At 67.7% G+C, this 15,043-nt stretch carries 18 protein-coding genes; 11 read left to right on the top strand and 7 right to left on the bottom strand.

Annotated elements, in window-relative coordinates; genetic code table 11:
• Positions 1 to 7 precede the first annotated feature (7 nt).
• Positions 8 to 1,384 (bottom strand): CoA transferase, encoded by a 1,377-nt coding sequence (locus WYM_RS19120; protein ID WP_019179534.1) that lies wholly within the window; start codon positions 1,382 to 1,384, stop codon positions 8 to 10.
• Positions 1,385 to 1,852: 468 nt separating this feature from the next.
• Here WYM_RS19120 and WYM_RS22525 point away from each other — a divergent pair, with 468 nt between their 5' ends.
• The gene (locus tag WYM_RS22525; protein ID WP_423793899.1) at positions 1,853 to 2,683 is read left to right on the top strand and encodes a DDE-type integrase/transposase/recombinase; all 831 of its coding nucleotides are present in this window, start codon (positions 1,853 to 1,855) and stop codon (positions 2,681 to 2,683) included.
• 186 nt (positions 2,684 to 2,869) lie between these two features.
• Here WYM_RS22525 and WYM_RS03935 read toward each other — a convergent pair whose 3' ends face one another.
• From WYM_RS03935 to WYM_RS03925, 3 genes are all read right to left on the bottom strand, one after another.
• Positions 2,870 to 3,370 (bottom strand): GNAT family N-acetyltransferase, encoded by a 501-nt coding sequence (locus WYM_RS03935; RefSeq protein WP_019179531.1) that lies wholly within the window; start codon positions 3,368 to 3,370, stop codon positions 2,870 to 2,872.
• A 66-nt stretch (positions 3,371 to 3,436) separates the two neighbouring features.
• Positions 3,437 to 3,766, bottom strand: coding sequence for a nuclear transport factor 2 family protein (locus tag WYM_RS03930; RefSeq protein WP_019179530.1), 330 nt, complete (start codon positions 3,764 to 3,766; stop codon positions 3,437 to 3,439).
• 71 nt (positions 3,767 to 3,837) lie between these two features.
• Entirely contained in the window at positions 3,838 to 4,560 is a 723-nt protein-coding gene (locus WYM_RS03925) for a GAF and ANTAR domain-containing protein (RefSeq protein ID WP_157524849.1), read from the bottom strand.
• 395 nt (positions 4,561 to 4,955) lie between these two features.
• Between WYM_RS03925 and WYM_RS03920 the strand changes: the two genes are divergently transcribed.
• On the top strand, positions 4,956 to 5,186 hold the full coding sequence (locus WYM_RS03920; protein WP_019179528.1) for a hypothetical protein: 231 nt from the start codon (positions 4,956 to 4,958) through the stop codon (positions 5,184 to 5,186).
• A gap of 24 nt (positions 5,187 to 5,210) precedes the next feature.
• On the opposite strand, the gene WYM_RS03915 is transcribed toward WYM_RS03920, so the two are convergent.
• Entirely contained in the window at positions 5,211 to 5,543 is a 333-nt protein-coding gene (locus tag WYM_RS03915; protein WP_019179527.1) for a hypothetical protein, read from the bottom strand.
• 261 nt (positions 5,544 to 5,804) lie between these two features.
• Between WYM_RS03915 and WYM_RS03910 the strand changes: the two genes are divergently transcribed.
• A complete protein-coding gene (locus tag WYM_RS03910) occupies positions 5,805 to 5,993 on the top strand; it encodes an Rv0909 family putative TA system antitoxin (RefSeq protein WP_019179526.1) in 189 nt (62 codons plus the stop codon).
• Positions 5,994 to 6,005: 12 nt separating this feature from the next.
• Positions 6,006 to 6,956 (top strand): arginase family protein, encoded by a 951-nt coding sequence (locus WYM_RS03905; RefSeq protein WP_192813706.1) that lies wholly within the window; start codon positions 6,006 to 6,008, stop codon positions 6,954 to 6,956.
• A gap of 120 nt (positions 6,957 to 7,076) precedes the next feature.
• Here the strand turns inward: WYM_RS03905 and WYM_RS03900 are convergent, their stop codons facing one another.
• Positions 7,077 to 7,382, bottom strand: a complete 306-nt coding sequence (locus WYM_RS03900) for an NIPSNAP family protein (protein WP_019179524.1) — start codon at positions 7,380 to 7,382, stop codon at positions 7,077 to 7,079.
• Between the two features lie 215 nt (positions 7,383 to 7,597).
• Here WYM_RS03900 and WYM_RS03895 point away from each other — a divergent pair, with 215 nt between their 5' ends.
• The 7 genes from WYM_RS03895 to WYM_RS21640 all read left to right on the top strand — a co-directional run bounded on the left by WYM_RS03895 (position 7,598) and on the right by WYM_RS21640 (position 13,856).
• Positions 7,598 to 9,757: a heavy metal translocating P-type ATPase gene (locus tag WYM_RS03895; protein WP_019179523.1), complete on the top strand. Its 2,160-nt coding sequence runs from the start codon at positions 7,598 to 7,600 to the stop codon at positions 9,755 to 9,757.
• A 31-nt stretch (positions 9,758 to 9,788) separates the two neighbouring features.
• Positions 9,789 to 10,673: a DUF2510 domain-containing protein gene (locus WYM_RS03890; RefSeq protein WP_019179522.1), complete on the top strand. Its 885-nt coding sequence runs from the start codon at positions 9,789 to 9,791 to the stop codon at positions 10,671 to 10,673.
• Between the two features lies 1 nt (position 10,674).
• Positions 10,675 to 11,469 carry a sulfite exporter TauE/SafE family protein gene (locus tag WYM_RS03885; protein WP_019179521.1) on the top strand — a complete coding sequence of 265 codons (795 nt, stop codon included), beginning with the start codon at positions 10,675 to 10,677 and terminating at the stop codon, positions 11,467 to 11,469.
• Positions 11,470 to 11,515: 46 nt separating this feature from the next.
• The gene (locus WYM_RS03880; protein ID WP_026059528.1) at positions 11,516 to 11,965 is read left to right on the top strand and encodes an FAS1-like dehydratase domain-containing protein; all 450 of its coding nucleotides are present in this window, start codon (positions 11,516 to 11,518) and stop codon (positions 11,963 to 11,965) included.
• Between the two features lie 137 nt (positions 11,966 to 12,102).
• The gene (locus tag WYM_RS03875; RefSeq protein WP_019179519.1) at positions 12,103 to 12,516 is read left to right on the top strand and encodes a MaoC/PaaZ C-terminal domain-containing protein; all 414 of its coding nucleotides are present in this window, start codon (positions 12,103 to 12,105) and stop codon (positions 12,514 to 12,516) included.
• Positions 12,517 to 12,519: 3 nt separating this feature from the next.
• On the top strand, positions 12,520 to 13,671 hold the full coding sequence (locus WYM_RS03870) for a UDP-N-acetylmuramate dehydrogenase (RefSeq protein ID WP_019179518.1): 1,152 nt from the start codon (positions 12,520 to 12,522) through the stop codon (positions 13,669 to 13,671).
• Positions 13,672 to 13,712: 41 nt separating this feature from the next.
• Positions 13,713 to 13,856, top strand: coding sequence for a hypothetical protein (locus WYM_RS21640; RefSeq protein WP_019179517.1), 144 nt, complete (start codon positions 13,713 to 13,715; stop codon positions 13,854 to 13,856).
• Between the two features lie 97 nt (positions 13,857 to 13,953).
• On the opposite strand, the gene WYM_RS20980 is transcribed toward WYM_RS21640, so the two are convergent.
• Positions 13,954 to 14,610: an endonuclease domain-containing protein gene (locus tag WYM_RS20980; RefSeq protein ID WP_192813705.1), complete on the bottom strand. Its 657-nt coding sequence runs from the start codon at positions 14,608 to 14,610 to the stop codon at positions 13,954 to 13,956.
• Positions 14,611 to 15,043 lie beyond the last annotated feature (433 nt).

Here is a 15,043-nt window from a genome sequence, read left to right as displayed (position 1 = left end):
TATCCGGTCAGCTCGCCCACTCCGCCTCGTCCACGCCCCAGCGCCCACCCACGCGCTGATAGTCCGATGGAGCACCGGTGAACGCCAGCACCGGAGGAGCGTACGTCAGCGACGACAGGCGCCCGTCCGTGAACTGTCGCTCGACGAAGGGAAGGACAACGTCAGGGGCGGCATCCTCGACGTCATCGGTCGAAGTCAGCAGCGCCTTGGCGGTGCGTGCGAGCGACATTTGCACGTCGATGGAACCGCCCACTCGGCGCTGCTCCACCAGGGCAAGGACGATAGCGGATGCCAGGAAATGGCCCGTGGAATGGTCCAACGCCTGCACAGGAAGCGCCCCGGGAGTGAAACCGTCGGCGCTTTCGGTCATCGCGATACCGCTGACGGCCTGGACGATGCTGTCGAACCCTCTGCGTCCCGCCCAGCGGCCGGTCGTACCCCACGCCGATACCGACGCTGTCACCAGGCCCGGGTGCCGGTCCGCCAGCGACTCCGGGTCGAGCCCGAAGCGACTCAGTGAGCCGGGGCGGTACCCGGTGACCACCACATCGGCCCGCGACAGGAGAGCGTCGAACGTCTCAGCATCCGCCCGCTCCCGGAGGTCGAGGAGCGTGGACCGCTTTCCCTGACCGGTGTCCAGATGGATCCAGCCGGTCTCCTCCAGCGCCGGCGAGTCCACCCGCAACACCTCCGCACCGGCGAACGCCAGATCGCGAGCCGCAATCGGGCCGGCGATGACCCGAGTGAGGTCCAGCACCCGCACGCCACTGAGAGGAGCGTCACCCGGCGTCCATCCCCGTGGGGCCGCACCGTCGAACCTGGTTCGCTGAACGAGAGGCGCCTGGTCAACGATGCGCCCATGCGGGTGCTCCCGCCACCGATCCGCCGTACGCACCGCGCCGACGACAGCACCGAACTGCGCGGCCGCGTCCTCCAGCTCCACCGCCGACCAGCCCTGAATCGCCGCTGCGACCTCAGGCTTGCCCGCAGCGCCTTCCACGCCAAGCAACACCCGCAACGCCCTTTCGTGATGCGGGTAGTTCGCGTGCGTACGCACCCAGCCGTCGGCTGCCATCCAGAAGCCGGACAGTGGCGCCCACACCGACGGTGCTTCGCCGTTGACCCGCAAAACACGCTCGCTGCCGAAAGACGCTGCCATCCGGCTCCGGTTCACGCGGACGGGGGCCACATCGACACCGAAACGTTCCGCGGACGCGGCGTTCACCGCGAGCGACGCGAGCGCGACACTGTCCGCGGCGAGCGTCCCGACCGGAAGCTGCGACGCCCACGGCGATCCGCCATGCGCGGGCGGCACGAGATCCAGGTAGTCAGGCGGCACGCCGACCGTCTTCGCGAACTCTTCGCCGACCGCACCGAGGCTCATACCTTCACCACGGTGGCCATGAAACCGCAGGGGCGAAGGGAAGGTGAGAGCCGGTGAGCGCAACTGGACCGGTCCGCCGGGACCTCGTTGGCGCGTGGTGGTGAGTGAACGCCGCCCTGACTTCTATCGAAAGTCTAGAACTGACGGAGGTTGTTGACAGTTGGATCATACGATTGGGAGGAAGATTCCATGTCAGATCGGGCGATTGATCGGCGAGCGAGTCACAAGCTGGCGGTACTGCGGCACGCCGAGGAAGTCGGCGGGAATGTCGCCGCGACGTGCCGGTACTACGGGATCAGCAGGCAGGCGTATGCCGCGTGCAAGCGACGGTAGGACGCGGAGGGGTTCGAGGGGCTCAAGGACCGCTCCTGCAACCTGCACCACCAGCCCACCAAGATCGTCCCGGACGTGGTGGAGAAGATCCTCTGGCTGCGGCAGCAGTACCACTTCGGGCCGCAGAACATCTCGATGCACCTCGCCAGGTATCACGACATCACCATCAGCGCCTCCGGAGTGTGGCGCATCCTTCACAAGCTCGGCCTGGGCCGGCTGCCCACCTCGCAGCGATACAAGCGGACGCAGACCCGGTGGAAGCGGTACGAGAAGCAACGCCCCGGCCACCAGCTGCAAGTCGACGTGAAGTTCATTGAACCGCTGGGGCAGACGGCCAAGAGGAAGCGGTACTACCAATACACCGCGATCGACGAATACACGCGCATCCGGGGGCTACGCGCCTACGAACGCAACAACCAGAAGACCGCGATCCAGTTCCTCGACCACGTCCTCGCCAAGCTGCCATTCCAGATCGAACGAGTCCAGACAGACAACGGTGCCGGATTCGGGCAGGCGTTCCACTGGCACCTGCTCGACAAGAGCTTCGACCACGTCAAGATCAGACCCCGCACCACACGCCTCAACGGCAAGGTCGAAAGATCCCACCGAATCCACTCCGACGAGTTCTACGGACTCCTCGAAGGCGAGGTCTTACGACACCCGCCTGTTCGCCGAACGACTCCAACAATGGGAAGACCACTACAAGTACGGTCGGCCCCACGGCGCCCTCGGCGGCCAAGACCCCCTACGAACGCCTCAAACAGAACGCAGCGGCCCCACTGCCATAGGCGTCCGTCAGTTGCACACGAGTCAACTTCTCGAGTGGAGACATTTTGCCCACATTTTGCCCACGAACGAAGTAGAACGAGCCCCTACGCGGCAGATCGAGATGGAGCTAAATCCGCAGAATCACGCGGCATTCTGATCAGGCTGGATCGACAAAGAACCCCTGGTCAGTCCTCATAATCGTGAGGTCGCGGGTTCAAGCCCCGCTCCTGCTACATCGAAAAACCCCCGGTAAAACGGGGGTTTTGTCGTTCCGGCGACGGTCTCGGCATCCTCCAGAGCAACGGCCTCAGGTCAGCCGCCGACCAGGTCGCGCCGAGCCCGCATCGATCGGTCCTCGGCGATCCGTTGAAGCTCATCCACCGGTCACCCGTGCGGGAGCGCCTTCGCCATACGGAAGTTCGTCATTCGCACTCCGTCCGTCACGGGGCGCTGTTCGGCGACCACGTGAAACCCGAACCGCTCGAAGAACGGTCGCGCGGTGACGCTCACATCGGCCGTCAGCCGAGTGACACCGGTGTCACGTGCCCGTCGTTCCAACTCCATCAGCAGGGTGCGTGCCACGCCGCGGCGCGCCTGAGCCGGTGAGACGAACATCATGTCGATATAGCCGGTGGCAGAGACGTCAGAGAATCCGACGACCTCGTCGACGATCAAGGCGACGTATGTGTTCCGGGCCTTCCGTGCCAGATCCCATTCGGTCAGGTTCCGGCGATCGGGCCGCGCCCACGCCCGAACCTGTTCTGGTGAGTAGTCAGCTGCGGCGGTCTCTGTGATCGCCGCGAGGAAGATCGCCAGCGTTGCCGGCGCATCCTCGGTTCGGTAGTTGCGGATATGCGGACCCAGGAGTTCGACGTTCTCGCCCACGCCACAACTGTGACAGCTCCCACGCCGGCGGATCGACAGCGACGTTGCCGTGGTCTCCGACTGACCTCAGTCGGGCACGATCTCGACGCTCTCGATGAGGTCGCCGCGCAACGTGAAGCGGAACGGACTGGTGCCGTTGAACCCGTTCCCGCTGACCTTCAGATGTACGAGAAAGGTGTCGTGTGGCGCTTCCTCGGTGATGTCGACGAGCTCGAAGCGCGACTGCTTGCCTATGTTGTCGGTGCGGTCCCAATCGCGGATGCCGTCACGGCCGCGCGCTATCCGACCCCAGTCCTCGAGTGAGCCATCCTCGGCGAAGATGGCGACGAACGCGTCGGAGTCGCCCGTGTTGGTGGCGTCGATGAAGGCTGCGATGGGTGACGGAACCTGAGTCATGCCTCGATCCTCTGTGGTCACCGATGGCACGTCCAGTGGGGAAAGAGCCCCGACCGGGTTTGCGACGCCTGTCAGATGTCGATGCGCTGATTGACGATCTGCTCAGCCACATCGTGGAGCCGCGTGCCGGTGCTGCGAGCGTGCCCGCGCAGCAGCGTGAACGCCTCGTCGATGGGCACATTCCGCTGGAACGCGAGCGCGCCCTTGGCTTGCTCGATCACAACTCTGCTGTCCAGAGCATGTTGAAGCTGTGAGGCTCGGTCGGCGCGGTCTGCGAGGGCTCGGCGCTGGATGATGCCGATGGTCGCGAACTGGGCCAGAGCCTGTGCGACCGCTGCGTCTTGGTCGGTGAAGCCGTGCACACGGTCGAAGAACAGGTTCACCGCTCCCAAGTGCTGTCCGCGCAACGTGAGCGGCACGGCATAGCCCGCTCGGAACCCACGCTGTTCAGCGATCTGGACGAACTCCGGCCAGCGTTGCCGCGCCTCGTTCAGGTCCGGGGTATCTACGACCATGCCCATCCGATAGCTGTCCAGACATGGGCCCTGCTCGATTCCGAGCTCCATCTCCTCCACGTCGCTGGTGCGCTCGCTCGTCGAGCCCACCACGTGCAGCGTCCCCTCCATATCGGCCAACACGATGCCCGCCTCTACGGCAGCGGTGTGTCTGACAGCGGCCTGAACGAGCAGATCCATGGTGTCGATCACGTCGTGGCGGGGGTCCAACGCGTCGGCCAGACGCGCGAACACGGTGGACAACTCCTCACCGGGCCATGCACCAGATTCGTCGCTCACTGTTCTCGGAGCCCTTCACTGAGTGATCGGCCACGCTCGATCACCGAGCGTTGACGGCTCAGACCGGGTCGAACGCTGCGCCGATTCCACCAACGTACGCGCATCGCGCCTGCAGGTGAAGGTGCCGGTTCCGGCGCTGAACCACGGTGCCGAGAGAGGGTCCATTCACCCTCACGCGAAGACGCGGAGATCGCTGCTAGCCGGCTCCGGGAAGCCCTTGCACGTCAGTTCGGGAACTGAGGGTCGGACGTTCGCCGCCATCTCATGACAGCTGCGCTCGCGTGGACTCCGAAGCGGCGACTCAGGGTGAGATCAGCATCGACTCAGGCTTGCTCTCGCATTGCTTCGCCATGTATTCGAACGGCTAACTTGAGCGCTGAACTCAAGGGGGCGAAATGAATCGCATCGAGATCACCTACGGAGACCGCGAGTACATCGTGGCCGAGCGGGAGGTCGCTCAGGTGCAGCGCGAGATCAATGCGAGTCTGGCTGCCGGCGGTGGGTGGCTTCCGGTTCGCGAGCCGGGGGAGCGGGCTGATGTGCACCTCTTGATCACTCGCGGCGCCCGTATCGTGCTTGATCCGATCTCCGACTTCGCGCTGAAGGAGCAAGAGCGCTCGCGGTGACCGAGCCGATCACGTTCGTGCGAGTCAGGCGATGTCCTCGTCTTGGACGAGGTAGAGCTCATCGGACGCCTGGATAGGAGGCGGGTTGCGGATCGCTGCGATCCTGGAACGCATGTAGTCGACAGCCTCCTTGTTCGTTGGCGGTTGAAGGCTCGAGTTGGTCGACTCGGCGACCAGGTTGGTAGCGGAGTTCAGGACGAAATCGACATCGACCTCATTGCCGTCCTGCCCGATCGCACGCAGCCGGACGGAGTCGGCCGTCTGCTCGGCGCCGAGCAGCGCGGTGTACTCGACCAGGCAATCGGCGGCATCATCGTCCACGAAGATCGTCTTGTCCGCGAAGGAGAGGTGCTTCATCGCACCATGGTCCGGCCGCCTCGAAAGGACGGGTACGGGCTTGACAACGTCCCGCAGACGACAGGAGGTGCCCGCCGTCGCGGCCGACCTACGGTCGATCGATTCGTCTCCGCGCGGCGCGGGCGCCAGCGTGGCGAGCTCTCGCTCCGCGAATGAGCTCGGTCGCGCCTGGCGGGCCCCTGTCAACCCCCGGGTGCCGAGCGCCGCGCGGAGAGCACGCTTGCACCAGCCCGTGAGCACGGGAAGCGAGGAAGGGAAGCAATGGCGGATCTAGGAGATCTCGGCGACAAAGCCAAGGACGCGGTCAGCGGCGAGAAGGGAGAACAGGCATCTGACGCCGCGATCGACAAAGCCGGCGAAGGAGCGGATGCGGCGACCGGAGGCCGCTTCGACGAGAAGACCGACGCGGGTGAGAAAGCAGCCGATTCCAAGATCGGCGACGAGCGATAACAGTCGATCTCCGTGGAAGAGGAAGTGTCCCGCGGAAGAAGGGCGCCCCACGACATCGGGGCGCCCTCCTCTGCTTCGGTTCATCTCCTCGTCGCGCCGTACGACTCAGGACGATTCGACGAGCGGATGGGCGCCGGGCCGCGGGCGCTGCAGATTGCCGGCGCAGCTCGGGTGCTGCGTGAGAGCGGTCACAACGTGCTCGAGGTCGAGCTCGAACCGATCTCCGAATGGCGATCGGAATTGGCGACAGCATTCGAACTGCACCGTGTGATCGCGGAGGCGACGAGCACAGCTCGTCGGAGCGGTGCTTTTCCACTTCTGCTGGCGGGGAACTGCAACGCCACCGTGGGCGCTCTCGCGGGACTGACTGCTACCTGTGAGCGCGTCGGTCTCATCTGGATGGACGCGCACGGCGACTTCAACTCTCCCGATGAGGACGGTGCCGGCTTCCTCGATGGCCAGGGCCTCGCCATGGCGGTAGGTCGCTGCTGGCATGCTGCCACCTCACGCATCCCCGGTTTTCGCCCTCTGCCTGAAGAAGACGTCGTCCTCGTCGGCGTACGGGACCTCACCGATGCTCAGCGTACGGTCCTCGGTGAGTCCGGTCTGTCCGTGTTCGGGCCGAGCTGCTCGGATGCCGGTGAACTCCGCGCGGCTGTTCGAGCTCTCGCGGAACGGGTGGATGTCGTCCACCTGCACGTCGACCTCGACGTGCTCGACCCTTCCATCGCGCCGGCAAATCAGTACGCGGCGCCGGGTGGGCTCTCGGCCGGCGACGTCCGTGATGTCATCGGACTGGCATCCGACTTCGTGCGGATCGGTTCGGCGACCGTGGCGTCCTATGACCCGTCGTTCGATCCGCACGGTGCGCTCGGCCGAGCAGCTCTCACCCTCTTGGGCTTCATCGTCGACCGAGCGCGTCACTCACGACGGCTCATCGCCGACGATTCGCCTCAGCTATGAGCACATCTCGTCGATTGCCGCCAGGATTCCGCGGTCATCCGCGGCGTGTTCCAGCAACGCGGCACCGCGACGGCCGAGGAGATGGACCGACATGTCCCCGTCAGCGGATGCCGCGGGCGTTCACTCGAACACCGGCGTCAGGAAGCGCCGCTCGTACCGCCGGACACAGCCGGTATCGCGCGCGAACTGGAACATCTCGATGCACTCCAGATCTTCGAACGAGGCGGAACGGTAGGCCTCGTACTCGGCGAGGGAAGGGAAGGTGAACAGCGCGAACGCTTCGTCGCTGTCGCCCTCGCTCGGCATGAAGTAGCCGTGGTGCGTGCCGCCGAGCTTGTTGACGAGCCGGATCCACTCCCGCCCGTAGTGCGTGAACTCCTCGAGCTTGTCGGGGTCGATCTCGTAGCGCAGGTGGATCGTGATCATCAGAGGCTCCTTCGGGCCGCGGGCGGGTCTCACCTCGATTGTCGCCGACCGTTCACGACCCCGATCGGGTATCGCTCGTCGCGCGCAGACACTGGCGGATCCTCGCCCATGCGTGGCAGAACGAGCGCGATTCGGAATAGCCGCGCGTTCCCCGGACTTGTCCCTAATACCCGGTGGGGGTATAGAAGTAGTAGTTGGACGATGAGGAGAGATCCATGCCCGAACACCACACGAGTGGCGCCGCAGCGGATGCTGCTTCCTCGGAGCACGAGCACGGATCTCACGCCGCTTCGCACGAGCACCGTGCCAAGCGTGTGCTTCCTGCCGGACACGGCGACAGCGGCGACCACAGCGACCACAGCGGTCACGCCGGTCACGCCGGCCACGCCGGTCACGGCGACCATTCCACCCGTTTCCGCCGCCTGTTCTGGATCAACCTGCTCCTTGCGATCCCGGTCGTCGGGTTCTCGGGGATGTTCGCCATGCTCCTCGGCTACCCGCTCCCCGATGCTCCGTTCTCGGGGTGGATCTCACCGGTGCTCGGAACCGTCATGTACTTCTGGGGCGGATGGCCCTTCCTGACCGGCGCGGTCGACGAGCTGCGCGCCCGCAAGCCCGGGATGATGCTGCTCATCGGCCTCGCCATCACGGTCGCCTTCGCGGCTTCGTGGGGCGCGAGTCTGGGGCTGCTGCACCACGAGCTCGAGTTCTGGTGGGAGCTGGCGCTCCTCATCGTCATCATGCTGCTGGGGCACTGGATCGAGATGCGCTCGCTCGCCCAGACCACGTCGGCGCTCGACTCGCTGGCGGCGCTGCTGCCCGACCAGGCAGAGCGCGTGGACGGCGACGGAATCGTGATGGTCTCGCCTGCCGACCTCCGCGTCGGCGACGTGGTGGTGGTGAGGCCGGGGTCCAGCGTCCCTGCCGACGGGCGCATCGTCGAGGGCCGAGCCGACATGGACGAGTCGATGGTGACAGGGGAGTCCCGTGCGGTCGGCCGCTCCGTGGGCGACGTCGTGACCGCAGGCACGGTCGCGACCGATTCGGGCCTGCGGATCGAAGTGACGGCGGCGGGCGATGACACCACGCTCGCCGGCATCCGTCGACTGGTGGCCGAAGCTCAGAACTCCACCTCCCGCGCGCAGCGCCTGGCCGATCGGGCGGCGGGCTGGCTCTTCTGGTTCGCGCTGATCGCGGCGGTGCTCACCGCGATCGCCTGGTCGGTTCTCGGGCTTCCCGACGAAGCCGTCGTGCGGACCATCACGGTGCTGGTGATCGCGTGCCCGCACGCGCTCGGCCTCGCGATCCCCCTCGTCGTGTCGATCGCCACCGAGCGCGCCGCGCGCGGCGGCGTTCTCGTCAAGGACCGGCTCGCCCTCGAGACCATGCGGAGCATCGATGCCGTGCTGTTCGACAAGACCGGCACGCTCACCAAGGGCGCGCCGACGGTCATCGACGTGGTCGCGACCCGTGCGCTCGACAGCGACGCGGTGCTCGCGCTCGCCGCAGCCGCGGAGGCCGACAGCGAGCACCCGCTCGCCCGCGCAATCGTTCGCGCGGCACACGACCGCGGGCTCGACGTTCCGGCCGGGACAGGCTTCTCGTCCTCTCCCGCCGTCGGCGTGACGGCGAGCGTCGGAGGGCACGTCGTGCGCGTCGGCGGACCCCGCCTGCTCGACGAGGAGGAAGAAGAAGCCGCTGCCGAGTCAGGCGCGTGGCACGACGACGGGTCCATCGTCCTGCACGTGGTGCGCGACGGTGAGGTGGTCGGCGTGCTCGCCCTCGCCGACGAGATCCGGCCCGAGTCGCGCGAGGCGGTCGACGCGCTTCACCGGCTGGGTGTCGAGGTCGTGCTGATCACGGGGGATGCCGAGCCGGTGGCCCGCGCGGTGGGCGAGGCCCTCGGCATCCGTCGCGTGTTCGCGGGCGTCCGCCCCGAAGACAAGTCCGCGAAGGTGGCCGAGCTGCAGGCGGAGGGCAAGAAGGTCGCGATGGTCGGCGACGGTGTGAACGACGCTCCGGCGCTGGCTCGCGCCGACGTCGGCATCGCGATCGGCGCCGGAACCGACGTGGCCATCGCGTCCGCCGGCGTGATCCTCGCCTCGAGCGATCCGCGATCGGTGCTCTCGGTGATCGAGCTCTCGCGCGCGAGCTACCGCAAGATGTCGCAGAACCTGTGGTGGGCGGCGGGCTACAACCTCATCTCGGTGCCGCTGGCGGCAGGAATTCTCGCTCCGGTGGGATTCGTGCTGCCGATGTCGGTGGGAGCGCTCCTCATGTCGTTGTCGACGGTGGTCGTCGCACTCAACGCCCAGCTGCTCCGGCGGCTCGACCTGAGCCCAGGGCGAAGTGCCGGGGTCGTCCTCGCGCGATGAGAGCATCCTCAGGCGGGAGTAGGGTTTGAGGATGACGACGACTCCGCCCGGATGGTATGACGACGGCCACGGCGCAATGCGCTGGTGGGACGGGTCGCAGTGGACGGAGCATGTCGCCGCACCCGACGCCGAGACCACCGATGCGCCGAGCGAGGCAGAGATCGTCGCCGCTTCGGAGGGCGGAGCAGCTCCCGACCCCGTCGCGAATGACCTCTATCCCGCTGCGGTGCCTGCCGCGGGCGTGCCATCGCCGGCCGGAGCACTGGACTACCAGGCATACTCGGCGGCCGATCCGGCCGCGGCGCTGTTCCAGGTGCAGGGCGCGGATCCCGCTCAGAGTCCTGCGGCGGTTCCGGGCGCCGGGACAAGCGGGCAGCCAGAAGCGGATGCCTCGGGAGGGGCGTTCACCGCAGCGACCGATGGGCGGAGGTCGAAGCTCTGGATCCTGTGGCTCGTGCTGGGCATGGTGCTGCTCGGCATCGTGATCGCGGCCGCCGTCCTGATCCCGCTGTCGTTCCTCAATGCGGCGGGCAACGGCGGCGCGTCGAGTGCGGACGAGGAGGCGGCCGTCGCCGCGGTCGAGCAGTACGACCAGGCGTGGCAGAACGCCGACTGCGAAGCCTTCAACGCGGCCACGACCGAGAACTTCCGCACCGAGGCCGGGTTCACAGACTGCGCGGCGTTCGAGGCGGAGGCGCAGGCCTTCGACACCAACTTCGACGACTATCAGGTGAACATCGACGAGATCGAGTCCGACGGCGACGTCATCTCGGTCACGACCACCGAGTCGTACATCGCCCTCATCGACGACACCGGCGCGCCGATCGAGACGGGCGAAGCTGGCTCGACGATCTACCACTACACCCTGGTGCCCGCCGACGACGGGTGGGCGATCGACGTCCTGACCTACGAGTGACGTGCCCGCCACCGCACCTGCGAAGCGCGATGCCCGCTTCATCGTCACCTGCATCGGGGTAGGACTTCTCGCGGGGCTTCTCTCCGGCCTGTTCGGGGTGGGGGGAGGAACGGTGATCGTGCCGTTCCTCGTCCTGATGCTGGGGTTCGATCAGCGGCTCGCGGCCGGAACGTCGCTCGCTGCGATCGTGCCCACGGCTGCAATCGGCGTGATCTCGTATGCGATCTACGATTCCGTCGCCTGGATCCCGGCGCTCCTGCTCGCGGCGGGCGCCGTCGTCGGCGCGCAGATCGGCACGTGGATGCTGCCGCGGGTGCCCCTGACGGTGCTGCGATGGGCCTTCATCGGCTTCCTCGCGGCGGTGATCGTGAGCCTGTTCATCGTCATTCCCTCGAGGGACGCAGAGCTCTCGCTCACCTGGCTCACCGGGATCGCGCTGGTCGCGCTGGGCGTGGCGACCGGCATCCTCTCCGGCCTCATCGGCGTCGGCGGCGGGATCGTCGTCGTCCCTGCTCTCATGCTCCTCTTCGGGACCAGCGACCTCGTCGCCAAGGGCACGTCGCTCCTCATGATGATCCCGACCGCCCTCTCGGGCACGATCGGCAACGTTCGCCGGCGCAACGTCGACCTCTTCGCCGCCGCGGTGATCGGGGTCGCCGCCTGCACGACGACCGCTCTCGGCGCCTGGATCGCGACGCTCGTCGACCCCTTGGCCGGCAACATCCTGTTCGCGGCCTACCTCGTGGTCATCGCGGTGCAGATGGGCGTGCGCGCCGTGAAGGACCGCCGCGCCTGACCCGGCCCCGGCCGGGCGGTCAGCACCTGCTCGGTAGGATGGGGTGGTGCCAGTGAACCCCGAGCTCGTCGGACGTGCGTTCCCGCCGACGGCCCCCTACCTCGTGGGTCGCGAGAAGGTGCGCGAGTTCGCGCGCGCCGTCTTCGCCGACGACCCGCAGCACACCGATCCGGCCGCCGCGCAGGCGCTCGGCTACGCCGACGTGGTCGCGCCTGCGACCTTCGCAATCGTCGTGACCGATGCCACGCTGCAGCAGCTTCTCGCGGAGCCCGATTCGGGCATCGTCCTGCACAACGTGCTGCACGCCGAGCAGAAGTTCCGCTACACCCGGCCGATCGTCGCGGGTGACGAGCTCACCGCCACCCTGTCGGTCACCGGCATCCGCACGATGGGCGGCAACGCGATGGTCACGAGCGACGCTGAGATCACGGATGCCGCGGGCGCGCACGTGGTGACCGCGACGTCCGTCCTGCTGGTGGGGGAGGGCGACCGATGAGCGCCCCTTCGACAGGCTCAGGGATCGGGACAGGCTCAGGGACCGGGACAGGCTCAGGGACCGGGACAGGCTCAGGGACCGGGACAGGCTCAGGGAACGGGACAGGCTCGGGGACCGGGGCAGGCTCGGGGGCCGGGGTGCTCGCCGTCGGAGACATCGTCGCCGAGCGCACGGTGCATCTGACCCGGGAGTCTCTCGTGCGCTATGCCGGGGCATCCGGAGATTTCAATCCGATCCATTACCGCGACGATGTGGCCGCCGCCGTCGGCCTGCCCGGGGTGCTCGCGCACGGCATGCTCACGATGGGCCTCGCCGTCGGGACGATCCAGTCCTGGCTGAATGCCAGCGGCCTTCAGGACACCGGCCGCATCCTCGAGTACGGCGTGCGCTTCACCAAGCCCGTCGTCGTCGACCCCGAGACAGGCGCCGATGTGACCGTCGTCGCCAAGGTCGGCGCCGTCGACGAGGAGTCCGCGCGTGTCGACCTGACGGTCTCGCACAACGGCACCACGGTCCTCGTCAAGGCGCAGGTCCGCGTGCGGATAGCCTGACCCATGCCCGTGCGCGAAAGAGGCGATGTGACGCCCATCCCGCTCGCGCAGCTGACCACGCTGCGCACCGGCGGCGCCCCCGCTCGCATGATCGACGCCGCGACCCGCGACGAGATCATCGCCGCCCTCCGCGAGGTCTGGTCGACGGGCGACCCGTGGTTCGTGCTCGGCGGCGGGTCGAACCTGTTCGTCGGAGACGAGCCGTTCGACGGCACCGTTGTGCGCGTGCTGACGCAGGGGATCGAACGGATGCCGTCGCCCACGCCCGGACGCGCGAGGCTGCGGGTGCAGGCGGGCCACGACTGGGACGCGCTCGTGGGGTACGCCGTCGCAGAAGGCCTCGGCGGCATCGAGGCCATGTCGGGCATCCCGGGAACCGTCGGCGCCGCCCCCGTGCAGAACATCGGCGCGTACGGCCAGGAGATCGTGCAGACGCTCGCCGAGGTCGAGCTGATCGACGAATCCACGGGCGAGATCTCCACCGTCCCGGCTGCCGAGCTCGGCCTCGGATTCCGCACCTCAGTTCTCAAGCACCACTACGGCTCGGCGCCCGAACGCCGCGCCGTGATCCTGTCGGTCACCCTCGACCTCGCCGAGGTCGGCCCCGGTGGCCGCCGCATCGCCGGCGATCAGCTGCGGACGGCCCTTCGTCTGGCAGCCGACGACGAGGTGACCCTCGCCTGGGTTCGGGAACGCATACTGGCGACGCGCCGCAGCAAGGGCATGGTGCTCGACGCCGACGACCCCGACACGTGGAGCGCCGGCTCGTTCTTCCAGAACGCGGTGGTGTCGGCATCCTTCGCCCGCACCCTTCCCGGCGAGTGCCCGCGGTGGCCCGTGGCACCCGATCTCGACCCGGTGCTCGTGATCCCGCTCGCATCGTTCGACGGGTACGTGCCGCCGCCCGCGGCGACCGAATCGGATGTCAAGGTCAGCGCCGCCTGGCTCATCGAGCACGCGGGCGTGCGCAAGGGGTTCAAGCTGCCCCGCTCGCGGGCGGCGGTGTCGAGCAAGCACGCGCTGGCCCTGACGAACCGCGGAAACGCGACCGCCGCCGAGCTCGCCGAACTCGCCCGCTTCATCCAGGGCCGCGTGCAGTCCGAGTTCGGTCTAATCCTGCAGCCCGAACCCGTCCTGGTCGACGTCGAGCTCTGACCGCGCCCGTGCTGCCGCGGGCGCCCTTGCAACGAGTCGCCATGACACGCCGGTCGGGCGCCCTCGAGGCGGCGTGTCATGGCGAGTCGCGGGTGCGGAATCGCCTGCTTGATCCAGGGCCGGTGCGGTCCGAGTTCGGCTTGATCCTCCAGCCCGGACCCGTCCCGGTCGACGTCGAGATCTGACCCGCGCCCGGTCGCCTGCGACCGTCTACACCGAGTCGCCAAGACATGCCGGTCGGTCGCGCCGGACGCGGCGTGTCTTGGCGAGTCGCGGGTGCGATCAGGCCGCGAGGAGGCGTCGGATGCGCGCCACGAGCGCGGCGGGATCGTCCAAGTCGCGGGAGGTGACGACGGTGACCCGGTAGCCCAGCGATTCGAGCTCGGCTCGCCGGGATTGATCTCTGCTCCACTGTGCAGGCGTGCGGTGGTAGTCGCCGTCGTATTCGATGACCAGCCGAGCGTCGCGGTACAGCAGGTCCACGCGCGCGACGAATCGCCTTCCGTCGAGGATCTGCACGTTGGCCTCGGGCGCGGGCAGTCCTGCGAGCACCAGGATCGCGCGCGTCTCCGACTCGCGCGGCGACTCGGAGCCGTCCGAGCAGAACGCGAGTGCGGTGGCGCGGGCTGCCGAACCGCGGTTGGCTCCGGCATGCGCATGGGCCGCTTGCAGAGCAGCCCGCGTCGTGACCTGCCGACGGCGGGAGATCACATGGTCCGTGATGGCGATGAGGCGGGGGAGCGAGACGAGCGGAGCGACATCGATCCACGTGCGCTCGGGCGTCGTACAGCGGATGCCGTGCACCCGGGTGATGTCATGATCCGAGATCGCGAGTGCCCGGCCGACGACGCCCGGGCGCCGAATCCGATTCGCCGGCAAAGGCACGCCGATCGTCGGCTCCGAGAACGCTCGCAATTCCAGAGCGAGGGGCAGCGGCATGCCGAGCAGTGCTGCTGCTGTCGGGCCGCATGCGAACGCGTGTTGAGGGAGCACGTCAAGAAGGAGCAACAGGCGCTCTCCGTCGTCGAGCGCATGTCGCGTCCGTGTGCCGTGATACGGAGCAGAGAGGTGCTTGGCCTGAAGCCGACCGGATGAGACGCCGTGCGCTCGGGCTTGGCGCACAGTGAATGCGTGACCGAGGTCGGCGGGCAGTGGGCGGTGCGGCACGAGACCCATGGTGCGTGCGGGAAGGCCGGGCCAATCTCTCGATCAGAGCCTTTGTGAGCACCTGAGACTTGCGCGCTTCTGGGGAGGAACGGTGCACCGCGTGCTCTGACCGGCCACTTGCCAGAACACGCAGGGGCGCGGGTCGCGGGCACGGCGTGTCTTGGCGAGTCGGAGGTTCAGGGACCCGGGCGCGGGTGCGGGGCGC

Source organism: Microbacterium yannicii PS01 (assembly GCF_000304335.1).
GTDB lineage: Bacteria > Actinomycetota > Actinomycetes > Actinomycetales > Microbacteriaceae > Microbacterium > Microbacterium yannicii_A.
The sequence above is the reverse complement of the archived record's forward strand: the minus strand, read 5'-3'. Positions and strand labels throughout refer to the sequence as shown.

What these genes read in the sequence shown, in the direction of transcription:
- WYM_RS19120 (WP_019179534.1), bottom strand. Translation starts at nt 1,384, where the DNA reads ATGAGCCTCGGTGCGGTCGGCGAAGAGTTCGCGAAGACGGTCGGCGTG.
- WYM_RS22525 (WP_423793899.1), top strand. Translation starts at nt 1,853, where the DNA reads ATGCACCTCGCCAGGTATCACGACATCACCATCAGCGCCTCCGGAGTG.
- WYM_RS03930 (WP_019179530.1), bottom strand. Translation starts at nt 3,766, where the DNA reads ATGACTCAGGTTCCGTCACCCATCGCAGCCTTCATCGACGCCACCAAC.
- WYM_RS03920 (WP_019179528.1), top strand. Translation starts at nt 4,956, where the DNA reads ATGAATCGCATCGAGATCACCTACGGAGACCGCGAGTACATCGTGGCC.
- WYM_RS03915 (WP_019179527.1), bottom strand. Translation starts at nt 5,543, where the DNA reads ATGAAGCACCTCTCCTTCGCGGACAAGACGATCTTCGTGGACGATGAT.
- WYM_RS03910 (WP_019179526.1), top strand. Translation starts at nt 5,805, where the DNA reads ATGGCGGATCTAGGAGATCTCGGCGACAAAGCCAAGGACGCGGTCAGC.
- WYM_RS03900 (WP_019179524.1), bottom strand. Translation starts at nt 7,382, where the DNA reads ATGATCACGATCCACCTGCGCTACGAGATCGACCCCGACAAGCTCGAG.
- WYM_RS03895 (WP_019179523.1), top strand. Translation starts at nt 7,598, where the DNA reads ATGCCCGAACACCACACGAGTGGCGCCGCAGCGGATGCTGCTTCCTCG.
- WYM_RS03890 (WP_019179522.1), top strand. Translation starts at nt 9,789, where the DNA reads ATGACGACGACTCCGCCCGGATGGTATGACGACGGCCACGGCGCAATG.
- WYM_RS03870 (WP_019179518.1), top strand. Translation starts at nt 12,520, where the DNA reads ATGCCCGTGCGCGAAAGAGGCGATGTGACGCCCATCCCGCTCGCGCAG.
- WYM_RS21640 (WP_019179517.1), top strand. Translation starts at nt 13,713, where the DNA reads ATGACACGCCGGTCGGGCGCCCTCGAGGCGGCGTGTCATGGCGAGTCG.
- WYM_RS20980 (WP_192813705.1), bottom strand. Translation starts at nt 14,610, where the DNA reads ATGCCGCTGCCCCTCGCTCTGGAATTGCGAGCGTTCTCGGAGCCGACG.